Raw genomic sequence first — 15,286 nt, 5'->3', positions numbered from 1 at the left:
GGCGGGCGCCGTCGAGCGCGACGCGGGCAGGGGCTGCTAGGCCCGCTGAGCGCGGGCGGAGGCGTAGAGGCAGAGAGCCGCTGCGGTGGCGACGTTGAGGGACTCGGCCCTCCCGAGGATCGGGATGGAGATGACGGTATCCGCGCGGCTCAGGGTCTCGGGGGCGAGCCCGTGTGCCTCGTTGCCGAGCAGCCAGGCGCTCGGGGCGGACAGCAGCCCACCGGCGGCCGCCGAACCCTCGGCCTCGAAGATGTCGGTGTCCCCGCGGCTGTCGGCGGCCAGGATCGTCAGGCCCGCCGCACGCAGGGCCCCTATGGCCTCCTCCAGGCCGACGCCGGTGATGACGGGCAGGTGGAAGAGGCTTCCCGCCGTCGAGCGCACGACCTTCGGGGAGGTGGCCTCCACGCTGCCGCGCAGGAGGATGACGGCGTCGGCGCCCGCGGCGTCGGCGGCGCGGATGATCGTGCCCGCGTTGCCGGGGTCCTGGGCCCCGGTGAGCACCGCGACGAGGCGCGCCCCCTCAAGGGCTCTCGCCAGGGCGTCGGCACCGCTGCTCTCCCCTATCGCGGCGACGGCGAGTACCCCCTGGGCATCGGCCGACATCGCGGCCATGACCTCCGCGGTCGTCAGGTGCCGATAGAGTCCCGCCGCCCTGGCCTCGGCCCAGATCCCGGGGTGACGACTGGCGGCGGACTCGGTCATGTAGAGGTCCAGGATCCGCTCCGGTGCCCAGCGGACCGCCTCGCGCACCCCCTGGGGGCCCTCGACGAGGAATCGCCCATGCTTGGAGCGGGCCTGTCTGCGAGCGAGCCCGGCAACGCGGGCGACGCGCTGGGAGGTCGGATTGTCAAGGATCTGCGGGGCGTCGTCATAGTCGATAGGCGTCGCGGGCGTCATGATGGCAAGCCTACGGGAGCCCCGGGCACGACCAGCGCATGAGTGGACGACGGCGCCGCCGGCCTCGCGGGGAGGGCGGCGGCGCCGTAGGAGGTGCGGGACGTCAGGCCTTGGGGGCGTTAACGTCCTTGGGGAGCGCCTTGCGAGCGGTCTCGACGAGCGCCTTGAAGGCGGCGGGCTCATTGACGGCCAGCTCGGCGAGCATGCGGCGGTCGACCTCCACACCGGCCAGGCCGAGGCCCTGGATGAAGCGGTTGTAGGTCATGCCCTCGGCGCGGGCGCCGGCGTTGATGCGCTGGATCCACAGGCGGCGGAAGTCGCCCTTGCGCGCGCGACGGTCGCGGAAGGCGTAGACGCCGGAGTGGGTGACCTGCTCCTTGGCCTTGCGGTAGAGGCGGGAGCGCTGGCCGCGGTAGCCCGAGGCCTTCTCGAGAACAGAACGACGCTTCTTGTGGGCGTTGACAGCCCTCTTCACACGTGCCATGTGATGTCTCCTTCAGACGTTGGGCCGGTCAGCGACCGAGCAGCTTCTTGACCTGGCGAAGGTCGGCGGGGGCGACCGGCTGGTCCGTGGACAGCTTGCGCTTGCGGCGCGAGGACTTGACCTCGAGCAGGTGTCGCTTATTGGCCTGCTCGCGCATGAGCTTGCCGCTGCCGGTGACCCGGAAGCGCTTCTTGGCACCGGAGTGCGTCTTGTTCTTCGGCATTGTCGGTTTCCTCTTGTCGGCTCGGTGACCGGGTGGTCCCGGGCTGCGGACCCCGCTGGCCATCGCCAGGGGGTGGGTCGGGTGAGGCCTCAGGCCTCGGTGGGCTTCGCCGGGGCCTTGGGCTTGGCGGCCTTGGGCTTGGCAGGCGCCTTGGGCTTCGCCGGGACGGCCGGCTTGGCAGGAGCGGCCGGCTTAGCGGCAGCGGCCGGCTTGGGGGTGGTCCCCGGCTCGGCCGACGTGGCGGCGGGCCCGGCCGCGGAGGGATTGGCTGCGACCGGCGGCGCGGCAGGAGGGGCCTTGGGGGCGGGCGGCACGGCCGGAGCCTCGACCGCCTGGGCGGCGGAGGCCGCCTGAGCCGCCGTCTGGGCGGCCTTGGCGGCGTGCTTCTCGGCGCGGCGGGAGGCGCGAGCCTCCTCACGACGGCGCCGCTGGTCGGACTTGACCTCCGCCTTCTTGCGGGTGGGGGCCAGCACCATGACCATCTGGCGGCCATCCTGGCGCGGATGGGATTCGATGGTGGCGAGCTCGCCGACCTCCTCGGCGACCTTCGCCAGCAGGCGCACACCGAGTTCGGGACGGGACTGCTCACGGCCGCGGAAGCGGACGATGCACTTGACCTTGTCCCCGCCCTCGAGGAATCGGCGCACGTGCCCCATCTTGGTGGCGTAGTCGTGCTCGTCGATCTTGGGCCGGAACTGGATCTCCTTGAGCTGCGTGTTCGCCTGGTTGCGCCGGGCGTCGCGCGCCTTCATGGCCGACTCGTACTTGAACTTGCCGTAGTCCATGAGCTTGCACACCGGGGGGCGCGCATCAGGGGCGACCTCGACGAGGTCGAGACCGGCCTCCTCGGCCAGTCGAAGGGCGTCCTCCACGCGGACGACGCCGACCTGCTCGCCACTGGGGCCGACCAAGCGCACCTCGGGGACGCGGATCCGTTCGTTGATACGGGGCTCGCTGATGGCTATTCCTCACTCCTTGTTCGGATTCCGTGGCAACGGGAAAGGCCCCCGCTGCGCATCGCCAGCGGAGGCCTCATATGCTCGTACAAGCATGCCGACGCGCGGACACGCGTCAGCACCGGGGGCATGCCCCCAGCACGAACCCGGCCCCTTGACAGGACCCAGGTGGGATTGCTCCGCTTGCGCGCCGGGGATGGACCCCGGCCGGTCAACCACTGAGGGTACCAGAGCACACGCGGCCATCCCAGGCCGGGAGCGGCGCGATACCGGGAGATCCACGTGGTCCTGCTCACGCGGGCTATTCCTCCACGCTCATGCCCCAGGCCACCACGAAGGCGGTTACGAGGGCCTGCAGTGCCAGGACGATGGGGACGGCGGGCGCCCCGGCGATGACCAGGAGCATCGGCAGGCAGCCGACGAGCGCGGCGTCGGGGCCGGAGACGAGCATCTCGACCGCGCCCGGCGGCAGCGACCCCATGGGCGAGGCGACGAGGCCGGCGGAGAAATCGGGGGTCCGGCGGTAGCCGGACCGCAGCGCCGCCCCCGCCCAGGAGATCCCGGCCAGGAGCACGAGTCCCACGGCCCCGCCCATGGACCCCGCCGCCTCCACGACGGCACCGCCCGGGAGGACTCGCCTGATCGTCCCGGTCATGCGGCCCCACAGGGGCGCGGTGGCGGCAGTGGTCCACAGCATCATCCCCGCAGCGGGAACGGCCAGGTGGCCCAGGCGGACGACTCCGGGGCGAACCGGCCAGGAGGCGTCGAGCCCGGGGTCGAACCAGGCACGACGGGCGGGCTCGGCCACGGCGAGGGTGGTGACCCAGCCGCCGAGGACGTAGGCGATGGCGCAGGGGATCCGCCCGACGCCGGGGACGAGCTGGGGCACGAGGGCGATGAGCAGGCCGACGAGCATCTGGATCGGGCGGTGGGGCTCGCGGCGCGCGAGCAGGGCGTCGCCCTGGGCGATGGCGATGACCGCGCGCGCCCACCGCGGAAGTCGTGCCCCCAGGCGGGCCATAGGCATGGACGAGCGTCGGGAGGGCCGGCGCGGCGGAGCGGCGAGAACCCTGCCCAGGGAGCGCGTGTCCAGGGACAGCAGGGAGACGTGCGCGCCCAGGGAACGGGCCACGGCGTCGAGGATGCGTGCGTCATCGAGCAGTGGCATCGCCCGGCCCAGGCGCCTCCAGGACGCGAGGACGGCGACCCAGCACACGGAGCCCAGGAGCACTGACGCGCCGGCCGACGCCGTCCGGGGCAGTGGTGGCGCGAGGACGGAGGCGAGGACGGCCAGGCCCGCGCCCGCCAGGAGGCCGAAGCGAGGACCTCCGGGATGCCGCCCGGTGATCTGGAGATGAATGAGCCCGGCGATGAGGGCCGCGCCCGCGCCCGAGCCGAGCAGGGCGGCGCCCCCGAGCAGGGCGGCGTCGGCGCTGATGAGAACCGACAGGAGCGCGCCGACGAGCGCGCCGACCAGTGCAGCGATGACGATCTCCGTGCGGGCGATGGGGTTGAGCAGCCCCGCGCGGGATCCCGGCAGTGGGAGCATCCAGGCGGCCTCGAAGGGACGCAGGAATAGGGGCCCGAGGCGGTGCAGGGGGCCGACGATGAGGCTGAGCCCCAGCAGCACGGAGGCGATGACGAGCCAGCCGGGCCGGAGGGAGGACAGCGCGCCCAGCCCGCCGCGGGCAGCATCACCGGAGGCCAGGGGCACGACACCGACCACGCGGGGCACGACGAGCGCGCCGAGGACCGCCGCGCCCAGGAGAGCGGAGTAGATGTCGCCGATCAACGCCCAGATCCCCCGACTCAGCGTGTGGCGCCGCACCCAGCGGCGCAGGGCGGCGCCATCGGGGAGGAGAGCGGGGTCATCGAGGCCGAGGGAGGAGACGTCGTCGAGCCCGCCCTCGACGGGGGCGCGCATCCGCCTCATAGGACGCCCTCGATGATCGCCTCCACGCCCTCCTCAACGCCGGCGGCGAGTCGGGTCCGACGGCCGACCATCAGGACCGCGGTGGCGCAGGCCCGCACGAGCCCGGCGTCGTGGGACACGAGGAGGACCGCCCCACCGGCCTCGCGCTCCTCGATGAGCCGGTCCGCCAGCCGGAGGCGGGTAACGTGATCGAGTCGCTGCTCGGGCTCGTCGAGGATGAGCAGGGAGCGGGGACGGGCGAGAACGGCGGCGAGCGCGAGGCGGCGGCGCTGCCCGCTGGAGAGCTCGTCGGGGAGGGAGTCGGCGACATCATCGAGTTCGAGCTCCTCGATGAGCGCCTCGACCACGGCGCCCGGGTCCGCGACGCCGTGCCCGTAGCAGACGAGATGGAGGTGCTCGGCCGCGCTGAGCGTCGGGAAGAACGACTCCTCGCCCAGGTCTCTGGCCACGGCCGCGCGGAAGGAGGCTCGACGCGGGTCCGGGCGCCGCCCCATGACCTCGATCTCGCCGTCCAGGGGGCGCAAGAGGCCGCAGCAGGTGCGCGCCAGGGTCGATTTGCCGGCGCCGTTGACGCCGACGAGTGCGAGGACCTCACCGGGGGCGAGGTCGAAGGTCGCGGGGGCGCACACGGGGCGCTCGCCGTAGCCGACGGTGAGGCCGCGAGCCCGGATGAGGGGCTCGGGGCCGTCGTGCCGCGGCGCCCGGGCAGACGCGCGCGGCCTCGCGATGAACGGGATCATGCCGTTTTCTTAACAAGCGGAGATCGAGCACGCCTCGTCCCAGAGGATGAGACGGGCGAGGGGCCGCCGATGGGCCGTCAGGCGGGGATGGGGCAGAGCTCGATGGTGTCGATGAGCTCGCCCCAGGCGGGATTGACCATGATGCGCTGACAGCCGTCGAGCGCGGCGGCGACGGCGGGCATGCCCCGGCCGGCGTCAACGCGGACGAAGACCCGCAGTTCGGAGGTCTCGCCGGGCGCGAATGCGACGCCGGTGACGCCGTCGACGGTCTCCAGCTGGGCGCGGACCTCGGCCTGGATGGCGTCGGAGGCCCAGGAGGGGATCCACTCCTCTCCCCCGGCCAGCGCGACGACGGCGGGCCGGGGCAGGCGCAGATCGAGAGTCCCGGGGTCGAGGACCCAGAGCTGGTCGGTGTGATCGTAGGCGACGGCGGCGGCACGATGAGGGTCGACGGGTACGGGGCGCACATCGTCGCGCCAGGCGCTCATGGCGGAGGCCGAGGTGAAGACCGGCAGGGCGATGTGGCCGTCGGGCAGGTCGACGGCGAGGGTGGCGGCATCGCGGCTGGCATCGTTGGTGTGGACGGCGTGGGCGCGGGACTCCGCCGCGGCGGGACCGGCGAGCGAGTGCGCGGCGACGGGCACGATGACGCGCGTGGCGGTCAGGGCGGCGACGATGCCGCGCATGTACTCGTGTCGCGGCAGATCGGTGGCCTCAATGGCGGCGGTGACCTCGGGGATCGGCGAGCCGTCATCATCCGCGAAGGGCGTGGGTGAGGCGAGCAGCCGCTCCATCTTTGCGCGCGCGGCGAGCGCCGATGCGAGTTGCGGATCGACCGGAACAGGGCCCTCAGCATTCATGTCGACCATCCCTTCCACATCCTTTCGCGCTATTCAGATCCTTCACGCCCCGATCCTAATCGCGAGACCGGTCGAAAACGTCATCGAGACCGGTTGAAGTGGTGGTCGAGACCGGTTCCTTGTTCACGGGGTGGGGTTGGTGGGGGTTGTGTTGGCTGGTTTGTCCACAGATTGGTGGTGGGGTCTGGTGCTGGGGGAAGGTTGGTTCTAGGGTTGGGGTTCGACGGCGATGCCGCCGTCGTCTGGGGCCGACCTGGGGCCTCGAGCTGTTGTCCCCCTGGTCCGTGTCCGCCCATCCGCCCCCCTCTTTCTTGGAAGGCCCCAGATCCCATGGCTCCCACGCCACCCCGCGCCCCGTCCCACTGCCTCGGCACCACCGCGCCGCAACAGCACCACCGCGCTGACGCTCGGCCACCCGGCCGATGGCGGCAGGGCATCGTGGCGCTGGGTGGCCGCTGGGCGCACCCGGTCGCCCTTGTGCTGGCGGCCTGCTGCGCCCTGAGCCCGACACTCCTGACCGCCTGCGCCAAGGAGACACCCCCATCCGAGGCCAGCGGGACACTGCCCACCCAGTTCATGGCCACCGCCCCCGCCAGCACCACTGGAACGCCCACCGCCAGCGCGCCGGCGGCGCTCAGCCCAGAGCTGGCCGCCCAAAGAGCCACCGCCCTGGCCGAGCCCAAGCCCGCTAAGCCCGAAGCGGCCAGTCAGAACACCGAGGAAGGCGCCGTCAACGCCGCCGCCTACTTCCTCCAGCTCTACCGCTACGCCTTCATCACCGGAGACACCACCGACCTGGCCGCCATGAGCGAGGAGGGCTGCGTCTTCTGCCAATCCACCATCGACGACGCCACCAAACTCCACCAAGACGGAGGCTGGGCCAACCCCTGGGAAATCAGCCTCACGAACATCAGTTACGCGCCTCCAGGCGAAGGCAAGCAGTACTCAAGAATCGAAGGGACTATGATCGCATCGGCATCAACATCGATCGACAGTAAAGGCGAGGTTATTGATAACAGCGAGGAGAACATTAATATTGTAATAGCCGCACGGTACTACGACGGCAGTTGGCACATTCGAGGCGTGGCGGTTGAAAAATGAGACAATCTCCTATTGTCGCGCTACTTGTTTGCGGCACTCTTTCGATTTGCTCGGCAAACGCTTCGGCGGCAGCGTTAGACGACGCCAGTTCAGAACGGGAGATTGTCGGCAGGGCTTCGGATCGAACGGTTGACCTCGATGCGGTGACAGTCGAGGAGGTCCCGGTCCAGGCGGGCCCACCTTCAGGAGCCTCGGCAAACGCGCCAGAAGGTTCATCCAACGCTGTCGCAGTAGCAGCGGCATCGCCTCAAGGCAGCCCAGGCGGAGGACGCTGGACGTGCTGGGTGGAGGAGATCAGCGATGTCAGCAAAACGGGTCACTGCGCCCAGCTGAACGACGACAGCCCCACAGCCCCCGCCGCCGCCCCGGCCCCCGCACCCATCACCCTCACCTCCCACGACATAGCCACCCTCATCATCAACGGCTCAGGCATCACCCTCCAACCACCCGGGACCACCATCCTGCTCCACATGCCCCTGATCGCCCACACCAACCCCGCCACCCAGGCCCTGACCACCACCGTCGGAGGCACCAGCATCGACGTCGAGGCCACCCCCACCACCTACACCTGGAACTGGGGAGACGGAACCACCACAACCACCACCGACCCCGGACACCCCTACCCCAACCACACCATCACCCACCAATACACCACCACCACCGAGGTCACCATCACCCTGACCACCACCTGGACCGCCCGCTTCCGCCCCACCGACGCCACCGAATGGCGGCCCGTCACCGGCTACATCACCACCACCCAAACCGCCCCACCCCTAACCATCCAACGCCTCATCCCCTACCTCACCGACGACGCCCAAGAACACCACAACCACTAACCCACCACCAACCGGCCTCGACGAGAGCGATCTAGATCACGAGGGCACACCACCACCCCCACGCTTATTGGAGCGAAGATCACCCCAATACGCGAGTCGCTCGCGGATGCGCTTCTCATAACCACGATCGGTGGGCTCGTAGAATGTCTCACGATCCTTCGGATCAGGATATCCATCGGGAAAATAATCCGCGCCAGAGAACCCGTCGGGAGTATCCGGATCGTACTGGTACCCCTCTCCGTAACCCAATTCCTTCATGAGACGGGTTGGCGCGTTGAGAATATGAGCCGGCGGCATGAGGGAGCCTGTGCGCTTCGCCTGCTTCCAGGCTCTGTTGAATCCTCGGTATACGCTGATGGATTTCGGAGCCGTCGCCAAGTACACCACCGCTTGCGCTATCGCGAGCTCCCCCTCGGGAGAGCCGAGCCGCTCATAGGTGTCCCAGGTGGCGAGAGCCATCTGCAAGGCACCCGGGTCCGCCATCCCCACGTCCTCACTGGCGAAGCGGACGAGCCGCCGGGCGATGAACAGCGGATCCTCCCCGCCGAGCAGCATGCGGCTCACCCAGTAGAGAGCGGCGTCCGGATCACTACCGCGCATCGACTTATGCAGCGCGGAAATGAGGTTGTAGTGCTCCTCGGAGGTCTTGTCGTAAAGAGGAGCCCGTGAGGCGACGATATCGGCCAGGTCCTGCGCGTCAAGCAGTCCTCCAGAGCCGCCGTCGCCGGTTCCTCTCACCGCCGCGAGGACCTGCTCGACCATGCCCAGCAGGTATCGGCCGTCGCCGTCGGCCATGGCGATAAGCGCGGAGCGAGCAGGGCCTGTCAACGGGAGCTCGCGGCCGACCAGCCGCTCGACACGCACGAGGAGCTCGTTGAGAGCTTCCTCGGACAGCCGGGAGAGGACCAGGACCTGGCAGCGTGAGAGCAGCGCCCCGTTGAGCTCGAAACTCGGATTCTCGGTGGTCGCTCCTACGAGCACGACCGTACCGTCCTCGACGTAGGGCAGGAAGGAGTCCTGCTGGGCCCGGTTGAAGCGGTGGATCTCATCGACGAAGAGCAGTGTTCCCTGGCCGATCTGACGGCGCTTCGAGGCGGCACTGAAAACCCTCCGCAGGTCCGCCACCCCGGAGAACGTGGCGGAGACCTGCTCGAAGACGAGCCCGGTGCTCGCGGCCAGGAGCCGTGCGATCGTCGTCTTCCCGCAGCCCGGTGGTCCCCACAGGATGATCGAGGAGAGCCGCCCCTGCTCGACCATCCGCCCAAGCGGGGCATCGGCTCCCAGCACATGGTCCTGGCCGACGACGTCATTCAGCGCCTGCGGGCGCAGTCTGTCCGCGAGGGGACGCGTGAGGTCATTGACGGCGGGGCCGCCCGCCTCGGCAGCGGCGTCGAAGAGAGAGGGCTCGTCGGAGGGCGTCATGAGGCACAGACTACGACCGGACTCCGACGCCTTCGGCGCGCCTGCCGTACCGAATAGCGTGGGTGGGCCGGCACCTCATTCACTGGTCAGAACCGGTCTCGGTAGCGTTTTCGACCGGTCTCGACGTCGTTTTCGACCGGTCTCGGCGCCCATATCGACCGGTCTCGCTCATACGCTCATAGGGGACGGGGATGACGATGACGGCGGATAAGGACGAGGGGAAGCGCCTCGGCCATGGCGAGGAGGAGGGCCCCACCGACACCGCCAGGCCAGGGGATCGTCGCGCCGGGGAGCGCGGCGAAGAACCGCGCCACACCGGCGAGCCAGGCGCAGGAGCCGAGCGCGGGCAGCGCGAGCCAATCAGCGGCGGATCCCCACACCGGCGCCGCGAGGGCGGCAAGCAGCCCCGCCACCGTCGCCAGGGGCACCGGCGGGGCCGCCATCATATTCGCGGGCACCGCCCACAGCCCCACCCGCGGCTGGAGGAGGATGAGCAGCGGGGCGCAGGCGAGCTGGGCGGCCACCGGCACCGCGATGAGCGCCGCCGCCCAACGGGGCAGGTGGCGGGACAGGGCGGCCATGATCGGCCCCGCCCCGAGCAGGATCCCGCCGGTGGCCGCCACGGACAGGGCGAAGCCGTAGTCGCGCGACTGCCACGGGTCGACGAGCAGCAGCACAATCATGCCCCCGCACAGGGCGGGTATGGACGCCGATCGCCGCCCCGCGGCCACGCCCACGAGCAGCACAGCCCCCATGGTGGCCGCGCGCAGGACGGAGCCGCTGGGCCGCATGAGAAGGACGAGGCCGACGAGGACGATCCCTCCCGCGAGTGCCCGCCAGCGCCTGGGCAGGACGCCCAGGCCGGTGAGCACGAGTCCGAGCACGATGACGACATGCTGCCCGGAGACCGCTGTCAGATGGGTCATCGAGACGGTCCGCATATCCTCTCGCAGGTCGCCGGGCAGGGCATGGTCGTCGCCAAGGGCCAGCCCGGGCACGAGCGCCAGGGCACCGGCGTCCTCTCCCCCGATCCAACGCACGGGGGCCCTGCCCCCGGCCCGACCGGTCGCCCGTGACAGGCCATCTCTCAGCTCGCCGACGGCGCCCAGGGTCCCACTGGGGTCACCGATCCTCTTGGGCTCGCTCCCCCGCCCGAGGATTGCCCCCTCGGAGGCACCCGCCCCCGGGGCCCCGAGCCGGCCTCGCGCGGTGACGCGCGAGCCCAGGGGCTGTTCCAGCCAGGGGGCGCCGCCGAGGACCCGGATGCCCAGGCGCGAGGGCTCTCCGTCGATGCGCACCTCGTCCAGGGCGGTCAGGATGGTCGTGGCGCGCGGTGACGCGGTGGCGCGCGGCCGCTCGCTGATGGTCCCCTCGATGGTGACGACGCGCCCGGATTCGACGGCGAGCGTTGTCGGGTCCCGGGCGCGGACCCATTGGCCCGCTGAGGAAACGCCGAGCACGGCCGTCACCGTCAGGCAGGTCAGGAACACTCCGGCGGCGACAGGGCCCGCGGAGGCAGTGCCCGCGTTGCCGGGGCGCGGGTCGTGGCGGTGCCGTGGCGGACGGTAATGGCCGACCGGCCCGATGAGCGCTGCCGCAAGCGCGAGGGCGACGACGCTCCCGATGGCGGAAGCCTGCCAAGCGCGAGCGCCGGTCAGGCCGGTGGCGCCCCACGCGCAGGTCCAAGCCGCCAGGGCGGGCGTGAGAAGACGAAGGTCGAGGACGGGGACCGCGGGCTCAGCAGCCGGATGGGTGCTCATACGGTGGCCGCTCCTCGGAGTGCCTCGAGCTTGGCCTGGCCGATGCCGGGGACATCGGTGAGGGCGTCGACGGTGGCGAAGGGGCCGTGCTCGGCGCGGTAGTCGACGATCCGCTTGGCCAGGGCCGGACCGACACCGGGGAGGGCCTCGAGCACCGCGGCGTCGGCGGTGTTGATGTTGATCTGCCCGCTACCACCGCTGTCTCGGCCCGCGCCCGCCCCGGCGGCGGATGTCCCGGTGGCTCCGGGCGCGGCGGGTGGCAGCGTCTCACCCTGACGAGGTACTCGGATCTGCTCGCCATCGACGACGACGCGCGCGAGGTTGAGCTGCTCCACATCGGCGTCAGGGGCGGCCCCGCCAGCGGCGTTGAGGGCGTCGGTGACGCGTGCGTCTGCCGGGAGTGTGACGACGCCGGGAGCGGTCACCGCGCCGGTGACGTGGACGACGGCGCTACCCGCCGCACCGCTGCCCACCGGCCCGGCGGTACCTTCCCCAGTGGTCGCCGGGTCGGAAGGGGTGTTCGTGGGGCTCGCCGCGCCGGCGGCGCCCGGGCTGCCGGTCGTGCCCGCCGTGAGTGCGGGGGCGCGCGAGGTCGTATCGGCGGAGACGAGGACGGAGCGGATGGCGAGGAGGAGGGCGAGGGCGATGATGAGAATGCCTCCGGCGATGGCGGCGCGCGGCGTGATGGCGGCCCGTCGGGGTCTGATGGGCGGATCCTGGGGGTCGGCGGTGCAGGCGATGCGCACGTAGTCCTCGAGGGGTCGTTTGCGCGGGGCCCGCCCGCCTGCGATGCGCCTGCCGCTCATGTCTCCAAGGTTAAGGAGCGCGGGAGTTGTCTCGCAGGGCGCCTGTGAAGAGGGCGATCTCAGGTACGCAGGGCGGGGCCTGTGGTTCCCCGGCCGCCGGGCGAGATGATGACGCAGCCGAGCGCCCCGGGGCCGACGTGCACCGCGAGGGCCGGGTCGAAGGGCCAGCAACGCGCCGGTTCCTCGGTCCATCCACCGACCCGTGGCGTCGCCTGGCGCTCAGCCTCGGGCGCGGCGGTGTCCGCTCCAGTGGGCCCATTGGGCTCCTCCCCGGGGGCGCCCGCGGCGATGCCGTCGATCAGGGCACGACCCGCCGGGCCGTCGTCGGCGTGGATGATGAGGCTGGTCCGGCCGATGGCACCGGCGCTCTGGGAGGCGAGGCCGGCGGCGAGTTCGGCCAGTCGGGCGCGCGCCCGTTTGGCACCGCGCACGGCTTCGACGGGGCGGATCCCGTCGGCGGTGACGCGCAGGATGGGGCGCACGCCGAGGGCTCCGCCGAGCAGGGCGGTGCGGCGGTCGAGGCGCCCGCCGTGGCGCAGGTGGGCGAGGTCGTCCACGAGGAGGAGGACGGTGCTGCGGGAGACGAGGTCGCGGGCGCGCTCGACGCCGTCGTCCGCGGTGGCGGCACCACTGGCGGCGATGGCGGCCTGCCCGAGCGCGCCGCCGGTGGTGCCGGAGTCGAGCACGGTGACGACCCGTCGGCCGAGGGCCTGATTGATGGAGTCGGCTGCGCGCGTGGCGGCGTCGACAGTGCCGGACAGGGAGGCTGTCAGGTGGAGGGCGAGGACCTCGTCTGCGCCTTCCGCGGCGTGGGCGTAGGCGTGGGCGAGCTCGTCGAGACTTGGTCGGGATGTGCTACCAGGCCGGTTCCCGTCCCCCGTGGTGGCGTGCAGGGGGACGACGCCGATGCCGCAGGCGCGCGCGAGATCGGTCGGCAGGCAGGATGAGGAGTCCGTGACAACGGCGAGGCTCATGCTCCGACGATAGCCGTGCCCGGCCGCGCCGTCAGAGACTCAGAGCCGTATGCGCCAGCGTTTTCCGGGCTCTCCCCTCTACCATGGCGCCATGACTGACACGCCTGACATTGCTCGTCTCAAGGCCGAGGCCGCGCAGGCCGCCGCCGAGGCCGCCGCCGCGAAGGCCGCTGCCGCCCAGGCCGCCCTCGAGGCCGCCATGGCCAGCGGTGCCGTTCAGGAGGCGTCCGAGGACGCACCGGCTGATCGCACCGAGGAGAAGACGGAGGACAAGCCCGCTGAGCCCGATTCGGCCGCTGAGCAGGCCGTCTCCGATGCCCCGGCCGAGGCTCCCGCAGCGCCGTCGCCGACCGAGCCGGAGGGCTACGCGGCTCAGGTGCGCGACGGCTACGCCTTCGACGGGCACATGCTCCCCGTGGGCACCTACCTGGAGACGGCCCCGCCATCAGGCGACCCGGCCCCTGTCAAGGGTGTGCGCGTGGGCATTCCCATGGCGCTGCTCAACCGCCACGCGCTGGTGGCCGGCGCCACGGGCACGGGCAAGACCCGCACCCTGCAACTGCTGGCCGAGGGGCTGAGCTCGGCGGGGGTGCCCGTGTTCCTCTCCGACATCAAGGGCGATCTCACGGGCATGGCCGAGCCGGGGGCCACGAGCCCGAAGCTGGAGTCGCGCACGGCGTCGACGGGTCAGGACTGGAAGCCGGCGTCGTTCCCGATGGAGTTGTTCAGCCTGGGGGGCCAGGGCAAGGGCACCCCGATCCGCACGACGATCACGGAGTTCGGCCCGGTGCTGCTGGCGCGCGTCCTGCGCCTCAACGAGACGCAGACCTCCGCCCTGCAGCTCGTCTTTCACTGGGCCGATTCGCAGGGGATGGCGCTGCTGGACCTGAAGGACCTGAGGGCGGTCATCAACTACCTGGTGAACACCGACGCGGGCAAGGCCGAGCTCAAGACCATCGGTGGCGTCTCGGAGGCGACGGCGGGGGTCATCCTGCGGGAGTTGGCGGCCCTGGAGGCCAGTGGCGGGGACGCGTTCTTCGGCGAGCCGGGCCTGACCGTGCAGGACCTCATGCGAGTGTCCTCCGATGGCCGCGGCATTGTCTCCTCCTTGGAGCTGGAGGACATCCAGTCCCAGGGCACGCTGTTCTCCACGTTCCTCATGTGGCTGCTGGGCGAGTTGTTCGAGGTGCTACCGGAGGTCGGGGACTTGGACAAGCCGAAGATGGTGTTCTTCTTCGACGAGGCGCACCTGCTGTTCGCGGATGCGACGAAGGCGTTCATGGAGGCCGTCACTCGCACGGTCCGGCTCATCCGCTCCAAGGGCGTAGGCATCGTGTTCATCACCCAGTCGCCCACGGATGTGCCCAATGAGGTGCTGGCTCAGCTGGGATCGCGGGTGCAGCACGCTTTGCGCGCGCATACTCCCGACGACGCCGCGAACTTGAAGAAGGCGGTCTCGACCTTCCCGACCTCGCCGCTGGACCTGGCCAAGGTGCTCACCTCGTTGGGGACGGGCCAGGCGGTGGTGTCGGTGCTCGATGAGAAGGGTCGCCCGGCCCCGGTGACGGCCGTGGTGGTGGACGCCCCGGCCTCGGTGATGGGCGCCGGGCAGGAGTCGACGGTGCAGTCGCTGCTCTCCGGCTCGCCGCTGGCCGGCAAGTACAGCACCGTGGTGGACAACGAGTCGGCCTATGAGTTGTTAGAGAAGCGGATCGCTGCTGAGTCCGAGGAAGCGGCCGCCGCGGTTGCGGCTGAGGAGGCGCGCGTGGCTGCCGAGAAGGCCGCCGCTGCTGAAGAGAAGGAGCGGGCGAAGGCCGAGGCCGCTGCCGCGAAGGCGGCGGAGCGCGCGGAGGCAGCGGCTCAGAAGGCCGCGCAGAAGGAGGCTGAGCGCCAGGCCAAGGAGCTGGAGAAGTTGCAGCGGCAGGCGGAGAAGGAGGCCGAGCGCCAGCGCCTGGCCGCGGAGCGGGCCGCTGAGCGCCGCCACCGGGAGATCGAGAAGACGATCGGCTCCGTCGGCCGCCAGATCGTGCGCTCCGTCCTCGGCAACGTCCTGCGGAGGCGCTGAGACCGAAAGCCGCCGTCACCGTGGCTTTCCCGAGGGCGGTACGACGACGGCCTCCCGCCCCCGGCCCCTTCTCGCACGGTAAGAAGGGACGGCAAGCGGGGCATACGGCATACTGCCCTCACAAGTGGTGCGAGCGGCGGTGAACTGAGCGCATCCCAGCGCGCGCCAGTTCGCCGCCGCTCGCATCGCTTTGAGGAACATCCGGACCAGGCCGCCCAGGCACGAGCGC

Annotated in this window: 14 protein-coding genes; 3 read left to right on the top strand and 11 right to left on the bottom strand. The window is 71.1% G+C overall.

The window, feature by feature from the left end:
* Positions 1-36 precede the first annotated feature (36 nt).
* From B1H55_RS02145 to B1H55_RS02115, 7 genes are all read right to left on the bottom strand, one after another.
* Entirely contained in the window at positions 37-897 is an 861-nt protein-coding gene (locus tag B1H55_RS02145) for a TrmH family RNA methyltransferase (protein WP_077240026.1), read from the bottom strand.
* Between the two features lie 103 nt (positions 898-1,000).
* Complete coding sequence (gene rplT, locus B1H55_RS02140) at positions 1,001-1,381, bottom strand: 50S ribosomal protein L20 (RefSeq protein WP_017176906.1); 381 nt, start codon at positions 1,379-1,381, stop codon at positions 1,001-1,003.
* A 28-nt stretch (positions 1,382-1,409) separates the two neighbouring features.
* Positions 1,410-1,604 carry a 50S ribosomal protein L35 gene (gene rpmI, locus B1H55_RS02135; RefSeq protein ID WP_073452087.1) on the bottom strand — a complete coding sequence of 65 codons (195 nt, stop codon included), beginning with the start codon at positions 1,602-1,604 and terminating at the stop codon, positions 1,410-1,412.
* An 89-nt stretch (positions 1,605-1,693) separates the two neighbouring features.
* Positions 1,694-2,548, bottom strand: a complete 855-nt coding sequence (infC, locus tag B1H55_RS02130) for a translation initiation factor IF-3 (protein WP_077240024.1) — start codon at positions 2,546-2,548, stop codon at positions 1,694-1,696.
* 313 nt (positions 2,549-2,861) lie between these two features.
* Positions 2,862-4,484: a DUF6297 family protein gene (locus tag B1H55_RS02125; RefSeq protein ID WP_080461545.1), complete on the bottom strand. Its 1,623-nt coding sequence runs from the start codon at positions 4,482-4,484 to the stop codon at positions 2,862-2,864.
* Positions 4,485-4,489: 5 nt separating this feature from the next.
* A complete protein-coding gene (locus tag B1H55_RS02120) occupies positions 4,490-5,233 on the bottom strand; it encodes an ABC transporter ATP-binding protein (protein WP_073452092.1) in 744 nt (247 codons plus the stop codon).
* A 77-nt stretch (positions 5,234-5,310) separates the two neighbouring features.
* Entirely contained in the window at positions 5,311-6,093 is a 783-nt protein-coding gene (locus B1H55_RS02115; protein WP_077240174.1) for an SseB family protein, read from the bottom strand.
* 330 nt (positions 6,094-6,423) lie between these two features.
* Here B1H55_RS02115 and B1H55_RS02110 point away from each other — a divergent pair, with 330 nt between their 5' ends.
* Positions 6,424-7,194 carry a DUF6318 family protein gene (locus tag B1H55_RS02110; protein WP_143221353.1) on the top strand — a complete coding sequence of 257 codons (771 nt, stop codon included), beginning with the start codon at positions 6,424-6,426 and terminating at the stop codon, positions 7,192-7,194.
* A gap of 284 nt (positions 7,195-7,478) precedes the next feature.
* On the top strand, positions 7,479-8,030 hold the full coding sequence (locus tag B1H55_RS02105; protein WP_077240016.1) for a zinc transporter: 552 nt from the start codon (positions 7,479-7,481) through the stop codon (positions 8,028-8,030).
* 36 nt (positions 8,031-8,066) lie between these two features.
* Here B1H55_RS02105 and B1H55_RS02100 read toward each other — a convergent pair whose 3' ends face one another.
* The 4 genes from B1H55_RS02100 to B1H55_RS02085 all read right to left on the bottom strand — a co-directional run bounded on the left by B1H55_RS02100 (position 8,067) and on the right by B1H55_RS02085 (position 12,992).
* On the bottom strand, positions 8,067-9,452 hold the full coding sequence (locus B1H55_RS02100; RefSeq protein WP_077240015.1) for a replication-associated recombination protein A: 1,386 nt from the start codon (positions 9,450-9,452) through the stop codon (positions 8,067-8,069).
* 176 nt (positions 9,453-9,628) lie between these two features.
* A complete protein-coding gene (locus tag B1H55_RS02095) occupies positions 9,629-11,212 on the bottom strand; it encodes a ComEC/Rec2 family competence protein (protein ID WP_077240014.1) in 1,584 nt (527 codons plus the stop codon).
* Positions 11,209-11,958, bottom strand: a complete 750-nt coding sequence (locus tag B1H55_RS02090; protein WP_077240173.1) for a ComEA family DNA-binding protein — start codon at positions 11,956-11,958, stop codon at positions 11,209-11,211. The genes B1H55_RS02095 and B1H55_RS02090 overlap by 4 nt, the downstream gene beginning before the upstream one ends.
* 119 nt (positions 11,959-12,077) lie before the next feature.
* A complete protein-coding gene (locus tag B1H55_RS02085) occupies positions 12,078-12,992 on the bottom strand; it encodes a DegV family protein (protein WP_077240013.1) in 915 nt (304 codons plus the stop codon).
* 91 nt (positions 12,993-13,083) lie between these two features.
* Between B1H55_RS02085 and B1H55_RS02080 the strand changes: the two genes are divergently transcribed.
* Positions 13,084-15,057 carry a helicase HerA-like domain-containing protein gene (locus B1H55_RS02080; protein WP_077240012.1) on the top strand — a complete coding sequence of 658 codons (1,974 nt, stop codon included), beginning with the start codon at positions 13,084-13,086 and terminating at the stop codon, positions 15,055-15,057.
* Positions 15,058-15,286 lie beyond the last annotated feature (229 nt).

This window comes from Actinomyces denticolens (genome assembly GCF_002072185.1).
Lineage (GTDB): Bacteria > Actinomycetota > Actinomycetes > Actinomycetales > Actinomycetaceae > Actinomyces > Actinomyces denticolens.
This window is presented reverse-complemented; position numbering and strand designations above follow the sequence as displayed.

Coding starts and splice junctions, on each gene's coding strand:
- B1H55_RS02145 (WP_077240026.1), bottom strand. CDS start 897: ATGACGCCCGCGACGCCTATCGACTATGACGACGCCCCGCAGATCCTT.
- rplT (WP_017176906.1), bottom strand. CDS start 1,381: ATGGCACGTGTGAAGAGGGCTGTCAACGCCCACAAGAAGCGTCGTTCT.
- rpmI (WP_073452087.1), bottom strand. CDS start 1,604: ATGCCGAAGAACAAGACGCACTCCGGTGCCAAGAAGCGCTTCCGGGTC.
- B1H55_RS02125 (WP_080461545.1), bottom strand. CDS start 4,484: ATGCGCGCCCCCGTCGAGGGCGGGCTCGACGACGTCTCCTCCCTCGGC.
- B1H55_RS02120 (WP_073452092.1), bottom strand. CDS start 5,233: ATGATCCCGTTCATCGCGAGGCCGCGCGCGTCTGCCCGGGCGCCGCGG.
- B1H55_RS02115 (WP_077240174.1), bottom strand. CDS start 6,093: ATGAATGCTGAGGGCCCTGTTCCGGTCGATCCGCAACTCGCATCGGCG.
- B1H55_RS02110 (WP_143221353.1), top strand. CDS start 6,424: ATGGCTCCCACGCCACCCCGCGCCCCGTCCCACTGCCTCGGCACCACC.
- B1H55_RS02100 (WP_077240015.1), bottom strand. CDS start 9,452: ATGACGCCCTCCGACGAGCCCTCTCTCTTCGACGCCGCTGCCGAGGCG.
- B1H55_RS02095 (WP_077240014.1), bottom strand. CDS start 11,212: ATGAGCACCCATCCGGCTGCTGAGCCCGCGGTCCCCGTCCTCGACCTT.
- B1H55_RS02085 (WP_077240013.1), bottom strand. CDS start 12,992: ATGAGCCTCGCCGTTGTCACGGACTCCTCATCCTGCCTGCCGACCGAT.
- B1H55_RS02080 (WP_077240012.1), top strand. CDS start 13,084: ATGACTGACACGCCTGACATTGCTCGTCTCAAGGCCGAGGCCGCGCAG.